The organism is Escherichia sp. UTM R2 (genome assembly GCF_048593455.1).
GTDB classification, from domain to species: domain Bacteria; phylum Pseudomonadota; class Gammaproteobacteria; order Enterobacterales; family Enterobacteriaceae; genus Escherichia; species Escherichia coli.
Genome location: NZ_JBFWDY010000002.1, coordinates 2,144,481 through 2,159,919 on the forward strand (window position 1 = coordinate 2,144,481; position 15,439 = coordinate 2,159,919).

A 15,439-nucleotide genomic window follows, 5' to 3' on the forward strand; every position below is an offset into this window, starting at 1 on the left:
AGCGATTATGGTTCAGCGTATTACTATTGCGCCGCAAGGCCCGGAGTTTTCCCGTTTTGTGATGGGCTACTGGCGATTGATGGACTGGAATATGTCCGCCCGCCAGCTGGTCAGTTTTATTGAAGAGCATCTGGATCTCGGCGTGACCACCGTGGACCATGCTGATATTTATGGTGGCTATCAGTGCGAAGCGGCGTTTGGCGAGGCACTGAAACTGGCACCTCACCTGCGTGAACGGATGGAAATCGTCAGTAAATGCGGTATCGCGACGACCGCGCGTGAAGAAAACGTCATTGGTCATTACATCACTGACCGCGATCACATCATTAAGAGCGCCGAACAGTCGCTAATTAATCTCGCGACCGATCATCTGGATTTGCTGTTAATCCACCGACCAGACCCGTTAATGGATGCCGATGAAGTGGCGGACGCGTTCAAACATCTGCATCAGAGCGGCAAAGTGCGTCATTTTGGCGTATCGAACTTTACGCCTGCGCAATTTGCCCTGTTGCAATCACGTCTGCCGTTTACCCTTGCCACTAATCAGGTGGAAATATCCCCGGTGCATCAGCCGTTACTGCTGGATGGCACGCTCGACCAACTACAACAACTGCGTGTTCGTCCGATGGCGTGGTCTTGCCTTGGTGGTGGTCGTCTGTTTAATGATGATTATTTCCAGCCGCTGCGTGATGAACTGGCTGTGGTGGCAGAGGAGTTAAACGCGGGCTCGATTGAACAGGTGGTTTACGCCTGGGTATTACGTTTACCATCGCAGCCGCTGCCAATTATCGGTTCAGGTAAAATTGAGCGCGTACGGGCAGCTGTCGAAGCAGAAACACTGAAAATGACCCGTCAACAATGGTTTCGTATCCGTAAAGCGGCACTGGGGTACGACGTACCGTAAGCACTTTTAGGAATAGCCGCCGTTCAAAAATGTGTCACTGGTTTACACTTATTCAGGAATGCACAATGAACGGAGGTCCTATGAAACGTTTTAGTCTGGCTATTCTGGCGCTGGTTGTTGCAACCGGCGCACAAGCTGCCAGTGAAAAAGTCGAGATGAACCTCGTCACGTCGCAAGGGGTAGGGCAGTCAATTGGTAGCGTCACCATTACTGAAACCGATAAAGGTCTGGAGTTTTCGCCCGATCTGAAAGCATTACCCCCCGGTGAACATGGCTTCCATATTCATGCCAAAGGAAGCTGCCAGCCAGCCACCAAAGATGGCAAAGCCAGCGCCGCGGAATCCGCAGGCGGGCATCTTGATCCACAAAATACCGGTAAACATGAAGGGCCAGAAGGTGCCGGGCATTTAGGCGATCTGCCTGCACTGGTCGTCAATAATGACGGCAAAGCTACCGATGCCGTCATCGCGCCTCGTCTGAAATCACTGGATGAAATCAAAGACAAAGCGCTGATGGTCCACGTTGGCGGCGATAATATGTCCGATCAACCTAAACCGCTGGGCGGTGGCGGTGAACGCTATGCCTGTGGTGTAATTAAGTAATTAAGAGGCCAGCGTACCTTGCGGTGGTGCTTGCTCAAGTTGCGAAAGCGAGCAGTACAGCCGCCAGACAATTGCCGCCAGCTCACGGGCGGCAGGTTGATGATGACGGGCAAGGCTGTCGCAAATCCGCTGTAATTCTTCAAGTGTGGCCGCCAGTGATTTTTGCTGAACGCCACGCTCACTCATCACTCCCCGCAACAGTGAAATACAGTTATCCCGTACTCGCGATAACGGATCGGAACGCGATTCCCAGTCGCGCAATTGCCAGACAACATGAGAACAGTTCAGCAGCACTACACCCCAGCGTAATAACCAACGGCGAGCCAGCGCATCCTGGCTGTTACTCAACTGACTGACGTGATGATAAGTGAGCGATTCAAATTCGCTTTCACTCAGTGTTGGATGGCGGCTTAGCTGATCGACAAAATCCCGGCGCAGCGCGCGAATATGGCGGCGGCTTTTACGAGCATCCGATCCTGGACGCAGAATGGCGAACGCTAACCACGCCAACGCGACGCCAACGATTTTTGCCAGATTATCGTTAAGAAAATCAGCAAAATCATACACCGGGGGATTAGTGACAGCGATAAAAGAACCCATAAAAACAATCAGTTGCCCCCACAATGCGGCAAATTTTGGCATCTGCAATTTAAGAAGCTGCATTGTCGCCAGCAGTGGAAAGAGAAACAGTAAAAATTGCCACAGATCGCTAATCTGGACCATCAGACCAAATTTGACCACAAAGCTGAATAGCGAAAGTAACACCAGCGTGCGCATCAGAAGTGACAACGACTTAAACGGTGCTGCGACGGCGGAGTAGAGTACGCAGCTAATTGCTGCCAGCGTTAATGCATTGGCACCGGCATCCCATTGCGAAGCAATACTCCATGCGCCAATCATCATCAACGTACAAAATGTACGCAGCCCGCTCCACATAGCTTCGGCGTTATCGGTATGACGAGCCAGGCCGGATGTCCGTGGGAGTCTGGTATGATCATCTACACCGCTTTGCAGACGATGTAATTCCTGACTACTTTGCAGATAAAGGCGGCAAAAATAACGTAGTCGCTGCCAGAAGGCGACGTGCCGATAGTCGGCGACGTTGGTCGGGCGTAGCGGGGCGATAATACGTGCGACGGTGTAAACATCTGTTTGCGAACTGGCGAGCGCCGTCAGCAACTGTTCGAGAATTTCTCGTGTGGCACCTGGCGGTGAGGGCCAGTTGAGCAACATACGTCGCAGGCTGGAGATGACACTGGTCATACGTAATTGCTGGTGGAGCAGCGCATTAAGGCGCGCGTTTTGCTGGCGAAAACGATAGTGGCTCCAGAAAGCCTGGATACGCAGCAAATTCATGGTCAGTATCTGCCCAATCACCCCTTCATGTGCTGCACGAATGGCATCGGTTGTTTCAGGCTGCCAGAGTAAACTGGCATGTTCAAGTAGTCGGGCGTGCATGTTTTTCAATGCGGTTAAAAGGGCTGTAGCATCGGAACTGCTAGGCAGGATCATCATCATCATGCCGCCGCACAAAATGCCGACAATCACCTCGCAAACGCGCGCCTGAGCGATATCCCACAGCTGGCTGGCCTCAGTAATATTAACCATCGGAAAGGCGATGATGGCAGCCGTGTAGCCCGCCAGTTGAAATGCATACGCGACGTTATTCGTGAAGTGCGCACAGGCCCAGGTACAAAAGCCAAGCCACGCCGACATGCTCAATAGAAAAAACCACGGCTCATTGAGCGTATGCCCGGCAAGAAGCAGTGCCGCAATGGCTCCGAGCAAACTGCCAGCGATGCGTCCGAGGCTTTTGCTGATAACACCGCCAACGGTGGGAAAGCTAACCACTGCAGCCGAGGTCATCGCCCAATAGGGTTCATCCAGATTTAAATAATAGGCAACCGTCAGCGCCAGACACATGGCAATGGTATTGCGTAACGCATAACGCCATTGCGCCAGCGTGGCCCTGAACCAGGGCAAATTGCGCAAGGACCATGACGATGCGTTCATTATTGACCTACGGCAATGCTACAGGTGGTGCCCGACACCAACGTGACATCGCCTGGGACTTTATCCAGCGCAAAGCGGACGGGAACGCGTTGGGCGAGTCGAACCCAGGGGACGTTAGGTTTAACATCCGGAATAAGGCTTGAGTCACTTTCAACGCTCTGATCATAAATCGCCCGACCGATACTGGAAACGTGACCCTGTAACGTTTTGTTATCACTATAGAGGGTAATTTGTGCTGGTGCACCTTCGCGGATATGGCGCAACTTGGTTTCTTCAAAATAACCAATGACGTAAAACGAGTGGCTGTCGACAAGGGCAAACAGCGGTTTCCCGGTATCAGCGTAATCGCCGATGCGGGTAGTAAGGTTAGTCACCCATCCACTCACCGGGGCGCGAATTTCCGTTTGCGCCAGTTGCCATTGTGCCTGTTTCAGCGTCGCCTGTGCGGCATCAACACTGGCCTGCATCGCTTTAACATTGAGGTTAGCGGTATCGAGTTCTTCGGCAGAAATAAAATTTTGTGAGAGATGACGACGACGATTCGCTTCGTTATTGGCTTTTGCGAGGTCAGATTGCGCTTTCGCCAGCTGAGCCTGTGCGTTCAGCTCGGCGATCTGAAAGGGCGTTTTATCGATCGTGAGCAGAAGATCCCCCGCGTTAACCAGCTGGTTGTCTTTTATATTCAGCTCAACAATACGTCCCGACACCTGTGGGGTGATAGAAACCTGTTCTGCGCGTATTTTTCCGTCGCGTGTCCACGGAGATTGCATGTAATAATTCCACAGCCACCATCCGGCAAGAACCGCAACTACCGCTACAATGATTGTTGAGAAATACTTAATTGTTTTAATTGACATAGTTACCACGCAATCAGTATTGCCAGAGCAAGGCAAACGCAAATCGCAAACAGCGATAAATCCATTAACAAGGGATGCCAGATGTCACCGGCGTAGATCCAGCCACGAAGCAGGCGGTGTACGACAAGCCAGATGACGAATCCAAACGCGAATGCTTTGAAAAACGGAGGAAAGTAGACGGACGCACCGAACACCAGATCTTGTAAGGGCAATCCTGTTGCATTGAGCATAAACTTCACAAAGTAGATTCCTTTACGACCGAATATATTGCGTTAGATTAATAAATATTCTTTAAGTGCGAAAAATTTACGCGCAATTTCTGAAAAATATGTCTGACGGTAACCAAATGCAGCAATACATTTGTTTTAGCAATACAATTGCTGCACACTATTCTAAAAGCCGCATAATATCTTAGCAAGCTAATTATAAGGAGATGAAATTGGAATCGCCACTAGGTTCTGATCTGGCACGGTTGGTGCGCATATGGCGTGCTCTGATAGACCATCGCCTGAAACCGCTGGAGTTAACACAAACCCATTGGGTTACGTTACACAATATCCATCAGTTACCTCCAGACCAGTCGCAAATTCAACTGGCAAAAGCGATTGGCATCGAGCAGCCATCACTGGTCCGTACTCTGGACCAACTGGAAGAAAAAGGGTTAATTTCGCGTCAAACTTGTGCCAGCGATCGTCGGGCTAAACGTATTAAACTGACGGAAAAGGCAGAGCCGCTGATCAGCGAAATGGAAGCTGTTATTAACAAAACCCGCGCGGAAATATTACATGGCATCTCCGCAGAGGAACTGGAGCAACTGATTACGCTCATCGCAAAACTTGAGCATAATATCATTGAGTTACAGGCCAAAGGGTGAAATGAAGGGGGCGTGTGGTCAGTAACCTGACCACACGCAAACTTATTTAGCGCGGAGAAACGGTCACCTGACTGCCATTGCTGGCCAGTACGACACGTTGGCCCGGAGAGAAACGAGTGTTGCCTTGTTTCTGTACCACCATGATGGTATTACCATCGTCTTTACGAATTTCCAGCTCGACACCCTGCGTTTTGTTCATTGCACTCTGTACGCCCTGACCAGCTACGCCACCTGCAACAGCGCCTGCTGCAGTAGCCAGAGAACGCCCGGTTCCGCCACCAACAGTATTCCCCAGGAAACCACCAAGAACAGCACCGCCAATTGCACCGATAACGTTGGAATCATCACCGCCCTGAATCTGTACCGGACGTACGTTAACGATGGTGCCATAGCTGACATTCTGTACTTGTTTCGCTTCAGAAGCGGTATAAACATCCCCTGACAGGGTGTCGTTATTAACACAACCGACAAGAGACAGACCTACCATTGAAACAACCAATACGCGTTTAATCATTGAAAAATCTCCTGTTCACCATGAAACGCCACGCAAGCATCCCTCATGGTCAAAGTATATGGCATATGTGAATCCATGGTTACATGTTCTACCAAATATGAGCAAATCATAATGAAAGTAGGATCAACCAATTATAAACAAAACATTCATGATGATTATTGATTTGAAGATAATGTTTTACTACCAACGGTAAAAATCGGTCATTCCGCATGGTATTCACGAAAAGTTTATGTTTGAGTGGTGCGCAAACGTCAGATTGAAAAAGGATGAACTATGAAATCGGGCCGCTTTATTGGCGTTATGTCAGGCACCAGCCTTGATGGTGTTGATGTTGTGTTGGCGACAATTGATGAACACCGGGTCGCACAGCTGGCAAGTTTGAGTTGGCCGATCCCGGTATCTCTGAAACAGGCTGTACTGGATATTTGCCAGGGCCAGCAGCTTACACTTTCGCAGTTTGGACAGCTTGATACTCAACTCGGGCGACTTTTTGCTGATGCGGTCAATGCCTTGCTTAAGGAACAAAATCTGCAGGCAAGAGATATAGTTGCGATCGGTTGTCACGGTCAAACCGTCTGGCATGAACCGACGGGCGTGGCACCACACACTTTACAGATTGGCGATAACAATCAAATTGTGGCACGCACCGGAATTACGGTTGTCGGTGATTTTCGCCGTCGCGATATTGCCTTGGGAGGACAAGGCGCACCGCTGGTACCTGCGTTCCATCATGCGCTGCTGGCTCACCCAACCGAGCGACGAATGGTGCTCAATATTGGCGGCATCGCCAATCTGTCACTGCTCATTCCTGGGCAGCCGGTTGGGGGCTACGATACCGGTCCTGGTAACATGCTGATGGATGCCTGGATCTGGCGTCAGGCCGGTAAACCTTACGATAAAGATGCCGAGTGGGCACGGGCGGGTAAAGTTATTCTCCCACTGCTGCAAAATATGCTCAGCGACCCGTATTTCTCGCAACCTGCACCGAAAAGCACCGGACGCGAATACTTTAACTATGGTTGGCTGGAGCGCCATTTGCGCCATTTTCCGGGTGTTGATCCCCGAGATGTGCAGGCGACACTGGCAGAACTCACCGCCGTGACCATTTCTGAACAAGTTTTGTTGAGCGGTGGCTGCGAACGATTGATGGTATGTGGTGGAGGTAGTCGTAATCCGCTACTCATGGCGCGTCTGGCGGCATTACTGCCAGGCACAGAAGTCACCACCACCGATGCCGTTGGCATTAGTGGCGATGACATGGAAGCATTGGCTTTCGCCTGGCTTGCCTGGCGGACGCTGGCGGGATTACCAGGAAATCTGCCTTCCGTCACTGGCGCAAGCCAGGAGACGGTACTGGGGGCTATTTTCCCCGCTAACCCGTGATATCAGAGTTAACTGAATTTTTCTTACCGCGTCTGCCGTTACACTTGGAACGTTAGGGAGGGCGTATTGCCCTCCAGACCAGGAAAGTCTTCGGGATATGACTATGAAAAAACTGTTAATTATCATTTTGCCGGTCCTTCTCTCCGGCTGTAGCGCCTTTAATCAGCTGGTTGAGCGCATGCAAACCGATACGCTGGAATACCAGTGTGATGAAAAACCGTTGACGGTCAAACTGAATAATCCGCGCCAGGAGGTCAGTTTTGTTTACGATAATCAACTACTGCATCTCAAACAGGGCATTTCAGCCTCTGGCGCGCGTTACACTGACGGAATCTATGTTTTCTGGTCGAAAGGCGATGAAGCGACTGTCTATAAACGCGACCGCATCGTCTTGAATAACTGTCAGTTACAAAATCCACAGCGTTGAGATTTTTCCAGGGGCGGCGCACAATAGCGTCACCCACTGACAATCCGTAAAGAAAACCATGTCTGATAACGACGAATTGCAGCAAATCGCGCATCTGCGCCGTGAATACACCAAAGGCGGGTTACGCCGCCGCGATCTTCCCGCCGATCCATTAACCCTTTTTGAACGTTGGCTCTCTCAGGCTTGTGAAGCCAAACTGGCGGACCCTACCGCGATGGTGGTCGCTACCGTGGATGAACATGGTCAGCCTTATCAGCGCATCGTTTTACTCAAACATTACGACGAAAAAGGCATGGTGTTTTACACCAACCTCGGCAGCCGTAAAGCACATCAAATCGAAAATAATCCGCGCGTTAGCCTGCTGTTCCCGTGGCATACCCTTGAGCGCCAGGTGATGGTGATCGGTAAAGCAGAACGACTTTCGACTCTCGAAGTGATGAAATATTTTCATAGCCGCCCGCGTGATAGCCAGATTGGTGCATGGGTTTCGAAGCAGTCCAGTCGCATTTCTGCCCGCGGTATCCTTGAAAGTAAATTCCTGGAGCTGAAGCAGAAGTTTCAACAGGGCGAAGTGCCATTGCCGAGCTTTTGGGGCGGTTTTCGCGTCAGCCTTGAACAGATTGAGTTCTGGCAGGGTGGTGAGCATCGCCTGCATGACCGCTTTTTGTACCAGCGTGAAAATGATGCGTGGAAGATTGATCGTCTTGCACCCTGAAAAGATGCAAAAATCTTGCTTTAATCGCTGGTACTCCTGATTCTGGCACTTTATTCTATGTCTCTTTCGCATCTGGCGAAAAGTCGTGTACCGGCAAAGGTGCAGTCGTTATATACATGGAGATTTTGATGGCAAGCAGTAACTTGATTAAACAATTGCAAGAGCGGGGGCTGGTAGCCCAGGTGACGGACGAGGAAGCGTTAGCAGAGCGACTGGCGCAAGGCCCGATCGCGCTCTATTGCGGCTTCGATCCTACCGCTGACAGCTTGCATTTGGGGCATCTTGTTCCATTGTTATGCCTGAAACGCTTCCAGCAGGCGGGCCACAAGCCGGTTGCGCTGGTAGGCGGCGCGACGGGTCTGATTGGCGACCCGAGCTTCAAAGCTGCCGAGCGTAAGCTGAACACCGAAGAAACTGTTCAGGAGTGGGTGGACAAAATCCGTAAGCAGGTTGCCCCGTTCCTCGATTTCGACTGTGGAGAAAACTCTGCTATCGCGGCGAACAACTATGACTGGTTCGGCAATATGAATGTGCTGACCTTCCTGCGCGATATTGGCAAACACTTCTCCGTTAACCAGATGATCAACAAAGAAGCGGTTAAGCAGCGTCTCAACCGTGAAGATCAGGGGATTTCGTTCACTGAGTTTTCCTACAACCTGTTGCAGGGTTATGACTTCGCCTGTCTGAACAAACAGTACGGTGTGGTGCTGCAAATTGGTGGTTCTGACCAGTGGGGTAACATCACTTCTGGTATCGACCTGACCCGTCGTCTGCATCAGAATCAGGTGTTTGGCCTGACCGTTCCGCTGATCACTAAAGCAGATGGCACCAAATTTGGTAAAACTGAAGGCGGCGCAGTCTGGTTGGATCCGAAGAAAACCAGCCCGTACAAATTCTACCAGTTCTGGATCAACACTGCGGATGCCGACGTTTACCGCTTCCTGAAGTTCTTCACCTTTATGAGCATTGAAGAGATCAACGCCCTGGAAGAAGAAGATAAAAACAGCGGTAAAGCACCGCGCGCCCAGTATGTACTGGCGGAGCAGGTGACTCGTCTGGTTCACGGTGAAGAAGGTTTACAGGCGGCAAAACGTATTACCGAATGCCTGTTCAGCGGTTCTTTGAGTGCGCTGAGTGAAGCGGACTTCGAACTACTGGCGCAGGACGGCGTACCGATGGTTGAGATGGAAAAGGGCGCAGACCTGATGCAGGCACTGGTCGATTCTGAACTGCAACCTTCCCGTGGTCAGGCACGTAAAACTATCGCCTCCAATGCCATCACCATTAACGGTGAAAAACAGTCCGATCCTGAATACTTCTTTAAAGAAGAAGATCGTCTGTTTGGTCGTTTTACCTTACTGCGTCGCGGTAAAAAGAATTACTGTCTGATTTGCTGGAAATAATGCATTAAGTGGAAAGGGGGAGTGAGAAATCACTCCCCCTGGTTTTTATACAGGGAACATGATGAAAAATATTCTCGCTATCCAGTCTCACGTTGTTTATGGTCATGCGGGTAACAGTGCGGCAGAGTTTCCGATGCGCCGCCTGGGCGCGAACGTCTGGCCGCTGAACACCGTTCAATTTTCTAATCACACCCAATACGGCAAATGGACTGGCTGCGTGATGCCGCCCAGCCATTTAACCGAAATTGTGCAAGGCATTGCCGCCATTGATAAATTACACACCTGTGATGCCGTATTAAGTGGCTATCTGGGATCGGCGGAGCAGGGTGAACATATCCTCGGTATCGTCCGTCAGGTGAAAGCCGCGAATCCGCAGGCGAAATATTTTTGCGATCCGGTAATGGGTCATCCGGAAAAAGGCTGTATCGTTGCACCGGGTGTCGCAGAGTTTCATGTGCGGCACGGTTTGCCTGCCAGCGATATCATTGCGCCAAATCTGGTTGAGCTGGAAATACTCTGTGAGCATGCGGTAAATAACGTCGAAGAAGCGGTTCTGGCAGCGCGCGAACTCATTGCGCAAGGGCCACAAATTGTGTTGGTTAAACACCTGGCGCGAGCTGGCTACAGCCGTGACCGTTTTGAAATGCTGCTGGTCACCGCCGATGAAGCCTGGCATATCAGCCGTCCGCTGGTGGATTTTGGTATGCGCCAGCCGGTAGGTGTTGGTGATGTGACGAGCGGTTTACTGCTGGTGAAACTGCTTCAGGGGGCAACGCTGCAGGAGGCGCTGGAACATGTGACCGCTGCAGTCTACGAAATCATGGTGACCACCAAAGCAATGCAGGAATATGAGCTGCAAGTGGTGGCTGCTCAGGATCGTATTGCCAAACCAGAACATTACTTCAGCGCAACAAAGCTCTGAAATATCTCATTTCGGCCCACAACGACCTGTGGGCCGATGGCTATTACTTTAAGCCTTCCGCTGACAGCGCGTCTTGTACTTCCGGACGTTCAGCCATACGTTGCATAAATGCTGCAATGTGCTCTAACCCTTCCAGATTCAGTTTCACCGCGTATGCCCAGCGCAGAACCGTAAACAGATAGGCATCAGCAATTGTAAATCTTTGCCCGCAGATCCAGTGCTCATCCTTCAGTGCCTCGTTCACATATTGCAGCTTCTTCTCCAGCTGCGCGCGAACTGTCGGTTTGTACTCTTCCGGTGTATCAGGGCGAAACAGAGGTGTGAAACCTTTATGCAGCTCGGTGGCGATGTAATTCAGCCATTCGATGGTTTTATAGCGGGAAATACTGTTTACCGGTGCCAGCAACTGGCGGTCGGGGACGCTGTCGGCAAGATACTGCATAATCGCTACGCCTTCCGTCAGCAAAGTACCGTCATCCAGCAGCAATGCAGGCACCTGCCCCTTAGGGTTAACGGCAAAGTAATCGTCACCGTTTTCGAGACGTTTTTTCATTAAATCCACACTGACGAGGGTAAAATCCTTTCCGCTCTCACGCAGGGTGATATGGGAAGCGAGAGAGCAGGCACCCGGTTTGTAGAACAATTTCATCGGTAACTCCTTTTGTCTGTGGTTTAAAGTATGGTAGTGCGTTGCTGAACAAAAAAAAAGCCGCTAACGAAAAGTTAGCGGCTTGTAAAAGAGTTTCCCTGAATTTTACGCTACGGCTGCTTTCGCCGCTTTGTCTGCAGCGTCATCCTGCGTCATGCGGTGCAGTTTCGGCGCGGTCAGCAGCATCAGTACTGCAATAACGGCAGTAGCGACACCAATCTGCAAGAATACGCGACCATAGACTTCCAGTGACATCAGCGGATCGGTAACGTTATCCGGCACAGCCATCATACCCGCAACATAACCACCAATCAGGTTTGCACCGGCAGTGGTCAGGAACCAGCTACCCATAATGAAGCCCATCAGACGCTGCGGAACGAGTTGAGCAACCATTGCCAGACCCAGACCAGAGATCATCAGTTCCCCGATGCTCTGCAGGCCATAGCTTGCGACCAGCCAGCTTACAGACACGATACCAGCGTCAGACGCGAATTTCGCACCCAGCGGCAGAATCAGGAACGCACCAGAACACATCACCATGCCGATTGCAAACTTGGTTGGCATCGGCAGGGTATCGCCCATCTTGTTATAGATAGCGGCCAGAATCGGACTACCGATGATGATCCAGAACGGGTTCAGTGCCTGATACTGCTCAGGTTCTACGGCCAGACCCAGAATGGAGTGCTCAACGTTACGAATCGCAAAGAAGTTCAGTGACGTTGGCATCTGGCTGTACAGCACGAAGAAGATAATGGCTTCGAGCATCAGGATGAAGGCAACGATCATTTTACGACGCGCAGCACCTTTCATCGCGAAGGCTTCTTTACCGAAGATAACCACGATACCGAAGGCAACAACGCCCAGCGCCATACGCGCAACTTCCTGATTGTGCAGCAGCCAGGTGGCGATAGCGATCAGTGCCACAACACCAATAATGGTCAGCAGCAGGTTACGGTAGTTGATAGGCTCGAAGTCTGGTTTTGAACCGTACTGTTTAACCCAGCGTTGGCAGAAGGCGAAGTTAACGATAGTGATCAGCAGGCCTACAACGCTCAACGCAAACGCAACACTCCAGCCGTATTTCGCGGCCAGCCACGGCGTAGCAATCATAGAGAAGAAAGAGCCGATGTTGACGGACATATAGTACATGGTGAATGCACCGTCCAGACGCGGGTCGTTTTTCTCATAGCATGTAGAAAGCAGAGAAGACGGGTTAGCTTTAAACAGGCCGTTACCGACCGCAATAGCCGCCATACCCATATAAACGATACCGGCGTCGTGACCAGACCAGGCAACCAGAGCATAACCAATCGCCAGCACAATAGCGCCGAGCATAATTACGCGTTTAGTACCCAGTACCTTGTCACCTAACCAGCCGCCGATAGCGACCAGACCATAAACCAGGGCACTAAAGGAAGAGAAAAGGGTGATTGAATCCGCTTCAGACATACCCAGTTGTTTAACCAGGTAAACAGCCATAATTCCTTGTAGGCCGTAATAACCAAAACGTTCCCATAACTCAATCGAGAAGATGAGATAGAACGCCTTCGGTTGTTTGAAAGCGTTCAAACTGACGCTTTCAGTTGGTTTTTGGTTTGCAGTGGACACTTTTACCTCTTTTTTTACATCCCATATTAACGGGGGTGCTTTCTCGCGTTATGTATAAAAAACATACGCGCAATTGTTATAGTGGGAGGGGAAACGGCAGGTAATGTTCACTATCTTGCACTTTCAGACAAGTCCTTTGTAATAATCTGTTACATATAACTGAGGCGGGGAATTCAACCATTCCGGGAAATGTTATCCAGCGTTAAATTTTTCAAAAAACGTAACGGCAGATTTTTTCACTGCACTGAGAGGGGGGTGATGGCTTAACGGCGATATGTTCTGCTATTTAGCGTTTTTACTAGTGAGATAGTCCAGTTTCTGAAAAATAGCCAGTGTAATGTTTTGTAGGTCAATATTTGTTGCGTGTGTAAATTTAAATGATTTTAACCTGATTCTTGCAATGTTTTTACATTGCGACAGCATCGTGATCTTGATCACGAATGAATAGAAAATTTCGCTATTAAAAAAACAATTAACCTGCATTTTTGGTTATCCGCAAACGGATTACCTGATGATAACGCTAAGCAATGGCATCATTGACGTTAAAAAGATGTTTTAAAAGAGGATAAAGAAAGGTTATCAATGGGGTAATCGGTGTTACCCCTTTTCTTCAGATGTCAACTTTCTCTTTGTATTCACAAAGATCTTCAATAATACAAGAGCCACAGCGGGGCTTGCGGGCAATGCAGGTATAACGCCCGTGCAGGATCAACCAATGGTGGCAGTCGACTTTAAACTCTGCCGGAACCACTTTCAGTAGCTTTTCTTCTACCTGTTCGACGTTTTTCCCCGGCGCAAATTGAGTACGATTACAAACGCGGAAAATGTGCGTGTCGACAGCAATAGTCGGCCAGCCGAATGCAGTGTTTAATACGACGTTGGCTGTTTTACGACCTACGCCGGGCAGGGCTTCAAGCGCAGCACGATCTTCCGGAACCTCGCCATTATGCTGCTCCAGCAAGATACGGCAGGTTTTGATGATATTTTCTGCTTTGCTGTTATAAAGCCCAATCGTTTTGATATAGGTTTTCACCCCTTCAACGCCCAGTTCAAGCATCGCTGCAGGCGTATTCGCCACCGGGTAGAGTTTCGCCGTCGCCTTATTAACACTGACATCGGTCGCCTGAGCGGAAAGCAGTACGGCAATCAGCAATTCAAAAGGCGAACTGAAATTAAGCTCGGTGGTGGGATGAGGATTGTTCTCACGCAGGCGAGTGAGGATCTCCAGGCGTTTTGCTTTATTCATCAGACATTCCCTGTTTCACCGTTTGGCAATGCACGTTCTGCAGCTGCTTCAGCACGGCGCTTTTTCATTCTTTCATCAATCAGGTATTTTCCTGCCAGCATCAGTCCCAGGCCAATAAATGCACCTGGTGGCAGCATCGCCAGCAGGAAAGGGGAGTCGGTGTGGAAAATCTCCACGCGTAATACTTTTGCCCAGCTACCTAACAGCGCATCTGCACCGTCAAACAATGTGCCATTGCCGATAATTTCGCGTAGTGAACCCAGCACGAACATGGCGCAGGTTGCGCCCATACCAATTGAAAAGCCGTCCAGTGCCGAAAGCGCCGGACCTTTTTTGGCGGCGAAGGCTTCAGCGCGGCCCACAACGATACAGTTAGTGACAATCAGCGGAATAAAAATCCCTAATGATTGATACAGGCCAAAGGCGTAGGCGTTGATCAGCATCTGTACAGCGCTGACCACCGAGGCGATGATCATCACGTAAATGGGAATGCGGATCTCGGCTGGCGTCCAGTGACGCAGCGTCGAAATGGTCAGGTTGGTCAGCGTCAGTACCAGCGTAGTCGCAAGTCCTAAACCCAGAGCGTTAGTGGCAGTGGACGTGACCGCCAACAGAGGACAAAGGCCGAGCAACTGGACCAGCGCAGAGTTGTTTTTCCACAACCCCTGAACAATAACGTCTTTAATTTCGCTCACGCTTTATTCTCCACAGGCAGGAAGTTGAGAAAGTTGTGCCGGTAACGTCTGAGCGTACAATCCGGCGCGTTTTACCGCATTAACCACCGCGCGGGGAGTAATCGTCGCGCCGGTGAACTGGTCGAAATCACCACCATCTTTCTTCACCGCCCAGTGCGCATCATCTGCACCACTGATTTTTTTACCCGCAAAATGGGTGATCCAGTCAGAAAGGCGCAGTTCGATTTTATCGCCAAGCCCTGGCGTTTCGTGGTGCTCTGTCACGCGCGTGCCAAGTACCGTGCCGTTAAAATCGGCTCCCACCAGCAGCTGAATCGCACCGGAATAGCCATCTGGCGCGGTTGCTTCCAGAACGGCGGCTACCGGTTTGTCATCCTGTTTGGCGATGTAAACCCGATGCTCACCTTTACCTAACTCTGGCGCAGTTACCAGATAGCAACTCTGTGCCAGCGCATTGTTATAGCGTTCGGCTGGCAGCACCTGATCAAATAACGCCTTTTGTTGCAGACTGGCCTGTTCAGCAATCGTCGTTTTGGTCATCTGGTTGATGGCCGCAGTTAACCCTGTTGAACCCGCTGCAAATAGCGCCAACGTAATGCCGTGTTTTCGGATAGTTTTCAGCATGGT

At 50.4% G+C, this 15,439-nt stretch carries 17 protein-coding genes; 8 read left to right on the forward strand and 9 right to left on the reverse strand.

Annotated features, from left to right (window positions below; translation table 11 throughout):
- Positions 1 to 7: 7 nt before the first annotated feature.
- Entirely contained in the window at positions 8 to 904 is an 897-nt protein-coding gene (locus AB4H76_RS11245) for an aldo/keto reductase (protein ID WP_000250656.1), read from the forward strand.
- Positions 905 to 984: 80 nt separating this feature from the next.
- Positions 985 to 1,506 (forward strand): superoxide dismutase [Cu-Zn] SodC, encoded by a 522-nt coding sequence (gene sodC, locus AB4H76_RS11250; RefSeq protein WP_001296937.1) that lies wholly within the window; start codon positions 985 to 987, stop codon positions 1,504 to 1,506.
- Here the strand turns inward: sodC and AB4H76_RS11255 are convergent, their stop codons facing one another.
- From AB4H76_RS11255 to AB4H76_RS11265, 3 genes are read right to left on the reverse strand one after another with little or no spacing between them, the layout of a single operon-like run.
- Positions 1,507 to 3,519, reverse strand: a complete 2,013-nt coding sequence (locus tag AB4H76_RS11255; protein WP_000994333.1) for an FUSC family protein — start codon at positions 3,517 to 3,519, stop codon at positions 1,507 to 1,509. It abuts the gene before it with no gap.
- A complete protein-coding gene (locus AB4H76_RS11260) occupies positions 3,519 to 4,376 on the reverse strand; it encodes an HlyD family secretion protein (RefSeq protein ID WP_001300356.1) in 858 nt (285 codons plus the stop codon). Before AB4H76_RS11260 ends, AB4H76_RS11255 begins: the two co-directional genes overlap by 1 nt.
- A gap of 2 nt (positions 4,377 to 4,378) precedes the next feature.
- Positions 4,379 to 4,615: a DUF1656 domain-containing protein gene (locus tag AB4H76_RS11265; RefSeq protein WP_000670998.1), complete on the reverse strand. Its 237-nt coding sequence runs from the start codon at positions 4,613 to 4,615 to the stop codon at positions 4,379 to 4,381.
- Between the two features lie 200 nt (positions 4,616 to 4,815).
- Here AB4H76_RS11265 and slyA point away from each other — a divergent pair, with 200 nt between their 5' ends.
- Positions 4,816 to 5,250, forward strand: coding sequence for a transcriptional regulator SlyA (gene slyA / locus AB4H76_RS11270; protein WP_001296943.1), 435 nt, complete (start codon positions 4,816 to 4,818; stop codon positions 5,248 to 5,250).
- A gap of 46 nt (positions 5,251 to 5,296) precedes the next feature.
- Here the strand turns inward: slyA and slyB are convergent, their stop codons facing one another.
- The gene (slyB, locus tag AB4H76_RS11275; protein WP_000597196.1) at positions 5,297 to 5,764 is read right to left on the reverse strand and encodes an outer membrane lipoprotein SlyB; all 468 of its coding nucleotides are present in this window, start codon (positions 5,762 to 5,764) and stop codon (positions 5,297 to 5,299) included.
- A gap of 273 nt (positions 5,765 to 6,037) precedes the next feature.
- Here slyB and anmK point away from each other — a divergent pair, with 273 nt between their 5' ends.
- The 5 genes from anmK to pdxY all read left to right on the forward strand — a co-directional run bounded on the left by anmK (position 6,038) and on the right by pdxY (position 10,614).
- Positions 6,038 to 7,147, forward strand: coding sequence for an anhydro-N-acetylmuramic acid kinase (gene anmK, locus AB4H76_RS11280; protein ID WP_000835077.1), 1,110 nt, complete (start codon positions 6,038 to 6,040; stop codon positions 7,145 to 7,147).
- 97 nt (positions 7,148 to 7,244) lie between these two features.
- Positions 7,245 to 7,574, forward strand: a complete 330-nt coding sequence (gene mliC / locus AB4H76_RS11285) for a C-type lysozyme inhibitor (protein WP_000178044.1) — start codon at positions 7,245 to 7,247, stop codon at positions 7,572 to 7,574.
- A gap of 58 nt (positions 7,575 to 7,632) precedes the next feature.
- Positions 7,633 to 8,289 (forward strand): pyridoxamine 5'-phosphate oxidase, encoded by a 657-nt coding sequence (gene pdxH, locus AB4H76_RS11290; RefSeq protein ID WP_001282319.1) that lies wholly within the window; start codon positions 7,633 to 7,635, stop codon positions 8,287 to 8,289.
- A gap of 128 nt (positions 8,290 to 8,417) precedes the next feature.
- The gene (gene tyrS, locus AB4H76_RS11295; RefSeq protein WP_077491370.1) at positions 8,418 to 9,692 is read left to right on the forward strand and encodes a tyrosine--tRNA ligase; all 1,275 of its coding nucleotides are present in this window, start codon (positions 8,418 to 8,420) and stop codon (positions 9,690 to 9,692) included.
- A 58-nt stretch (positions 9,693 to 9,750) separates the two neighbouring features.
- Complete coding sequence (gene pdxY / locus AB4H76_RS11300; protein WP_001307229.1) at positions 9,751 to 10,614, forward strand: pyridoxal kinase; 864 nt, start codon at positions 9,751 to 9,753, stop codon at positions 10,612 to 10,614.
- Between the two features lie 43 nt (positions 10,615 to 10,657).
- Here the strand turns inward: pdxY and gstA are convergent, their stop codons facing one another.
- The 5 genes from gstA to rsxG form a co-directional block, all read right to left on the reverse strand.
- Positions 10,658 to 11,263, reverse strand: coding sequence for a glutathione transferase GstA (gene gstA, locus AB4H76_RS11305; protein WP_000765749.1), 606 nt, complete (start codon positions 11,261 to 11,263; stop codon positions 10,658 to 10,660).
- A 105-nt stretch (positions 11,264 to 11,368) separates the two neighbouring features.
- Positions 11,369 to 12,871 carry a dipeptide/tripeptide permease DtpA gene (gene dtpA / locus AB4H76_RS11310; RefSeq protein ID WP_000100932.1) on the reverse strand — a complete coding sequence of 501 codons (1,503 nt, stop codon included), beginning with the start codon at positions 12,869 to 12,871 and terminating at the stop codon, positions 11,369 to 11,371.
- A 610-nt stretch (positions 12,872 to 13,481) separates the two neighbouring features.
- Positions 13,482 to 14,117 (reverse strand): endonuclease III, encoded by a 636-nt coding sequence (nth, locus tag AB4H76_RS11315; protein WP_001030339.1) that lies wholly within the window; start codon positions 14,115 to 14,117, stop codon positions 13,482 to 13,484.
- Entirely contained in the window at positions 14,117 to 14,812 is a 696-nt protein-coding gene (gene rsxE / locus AB4H76_RS11320) for an electron transport complex subunit RsxE (RefSeq protein WP_001289652.1), read from the reverse strand. Before rsxE ends, nth begins: the two co-directional genes overlap by 1 nt.
- Before the next feature lie 3 nt (positions 14,813 to 14,815).
- Positions 14,816 to 15,436, reverse strand: a complete 621-nt coding sequence (rsxG, locus tag AB4H76_RS11325; protein ID WP_000920784.1) for an electron transport complex subunit RsxG — start codon at positions 15,434 to 15,436, stop codon at positions 14,816 to 14,818.
- Positions 15,437 to 15,439 lie beyond the last annotated feature (3 nt).

Coding starts and splice junctions, on each gene's coding strand:
- AB4H76_RS11245 (WP_000250656.1), top strand. CDS start 8: ATGGTTCAGCGTATTACTATTGCGCCGCAAGGCCCGGAGTTTTCCCGT.
- sodC (WP_001296937.1), top strand. CDS start 985: ATGAAACGTTTTAGTCTGGCTATTCTGGCGCTGGTTGTTGCAACCGGC.
- AB4H76_RS11255 (WP_000994333.1), bottom strand. CDS start 3,519: ATGAACGCATCGTCATGGTCCTTGCGCAATTTGCCCTGGTTCAGGGCC.
- AB4H76_RS11260 (WP_001300356.1), bottom strand. CDS start 4,376: ATGTCAATTAAAACAATTAAGTATTTCTCAACAATCATTGTAGCGGTA.
- slyB (WP_000597196.1), bottom strand. CDS start 5,764: ATGATTAAACGCGTATTGGTTGTTTCAATGGTAGGTCTGTCTCTTGTC.
- anmK (WP_000835077.1), top strand. CDS start 6,038: ATGAAATCGGGCCGCTTTATTGGCGTTATGTCAGGCACCAGCCTTGAT.
- mliC (WP_000178044.1), top strand. CDS start 7,245: ATGACTATGAAAAAACTGTTAATTATCATTTTGCCGGTCCTTCTCTCC.
- pdxH (WP_001282319.1), top strand. CDS start 7,633: ATGTCTGATAACGACGAATTGCAGCAAATCGCGCATCTGCGCCGTGAA.
- tyrS (WP_077491370.1), top strand. CDS start 8,418: ATGGCAAGCAGTAACTTGATTAAACAATTGCAAGAGCGGGGGCTGGTA.
- pdxY (WP_001307229.1), top strand. CDS start 9,751: ATGATGAAAAATATTCTCGCTATCCAGTCTCACGTTGTTTATGGTCAT.
- gstA (WP_000765749.1), bottom strand. CDS start 11,263: ATGAAATTGTTCTACAAACCGGGTGCCTGCTCTCTCGCTTCCCATATC.
- nth (WP_001030339.1), bottom strand. CDS start 14,117: ATGAATAAAGCAAAACGCCTGGAGATCCTCACTCGCCTGCGTGAGAAC.
- rsxG (WP_000920784.1), bottom strand. CDS start 15,436: ATGCTGAAAACTATCCGAAAACACGGCATTACGTTGGCGCTATTTGCA.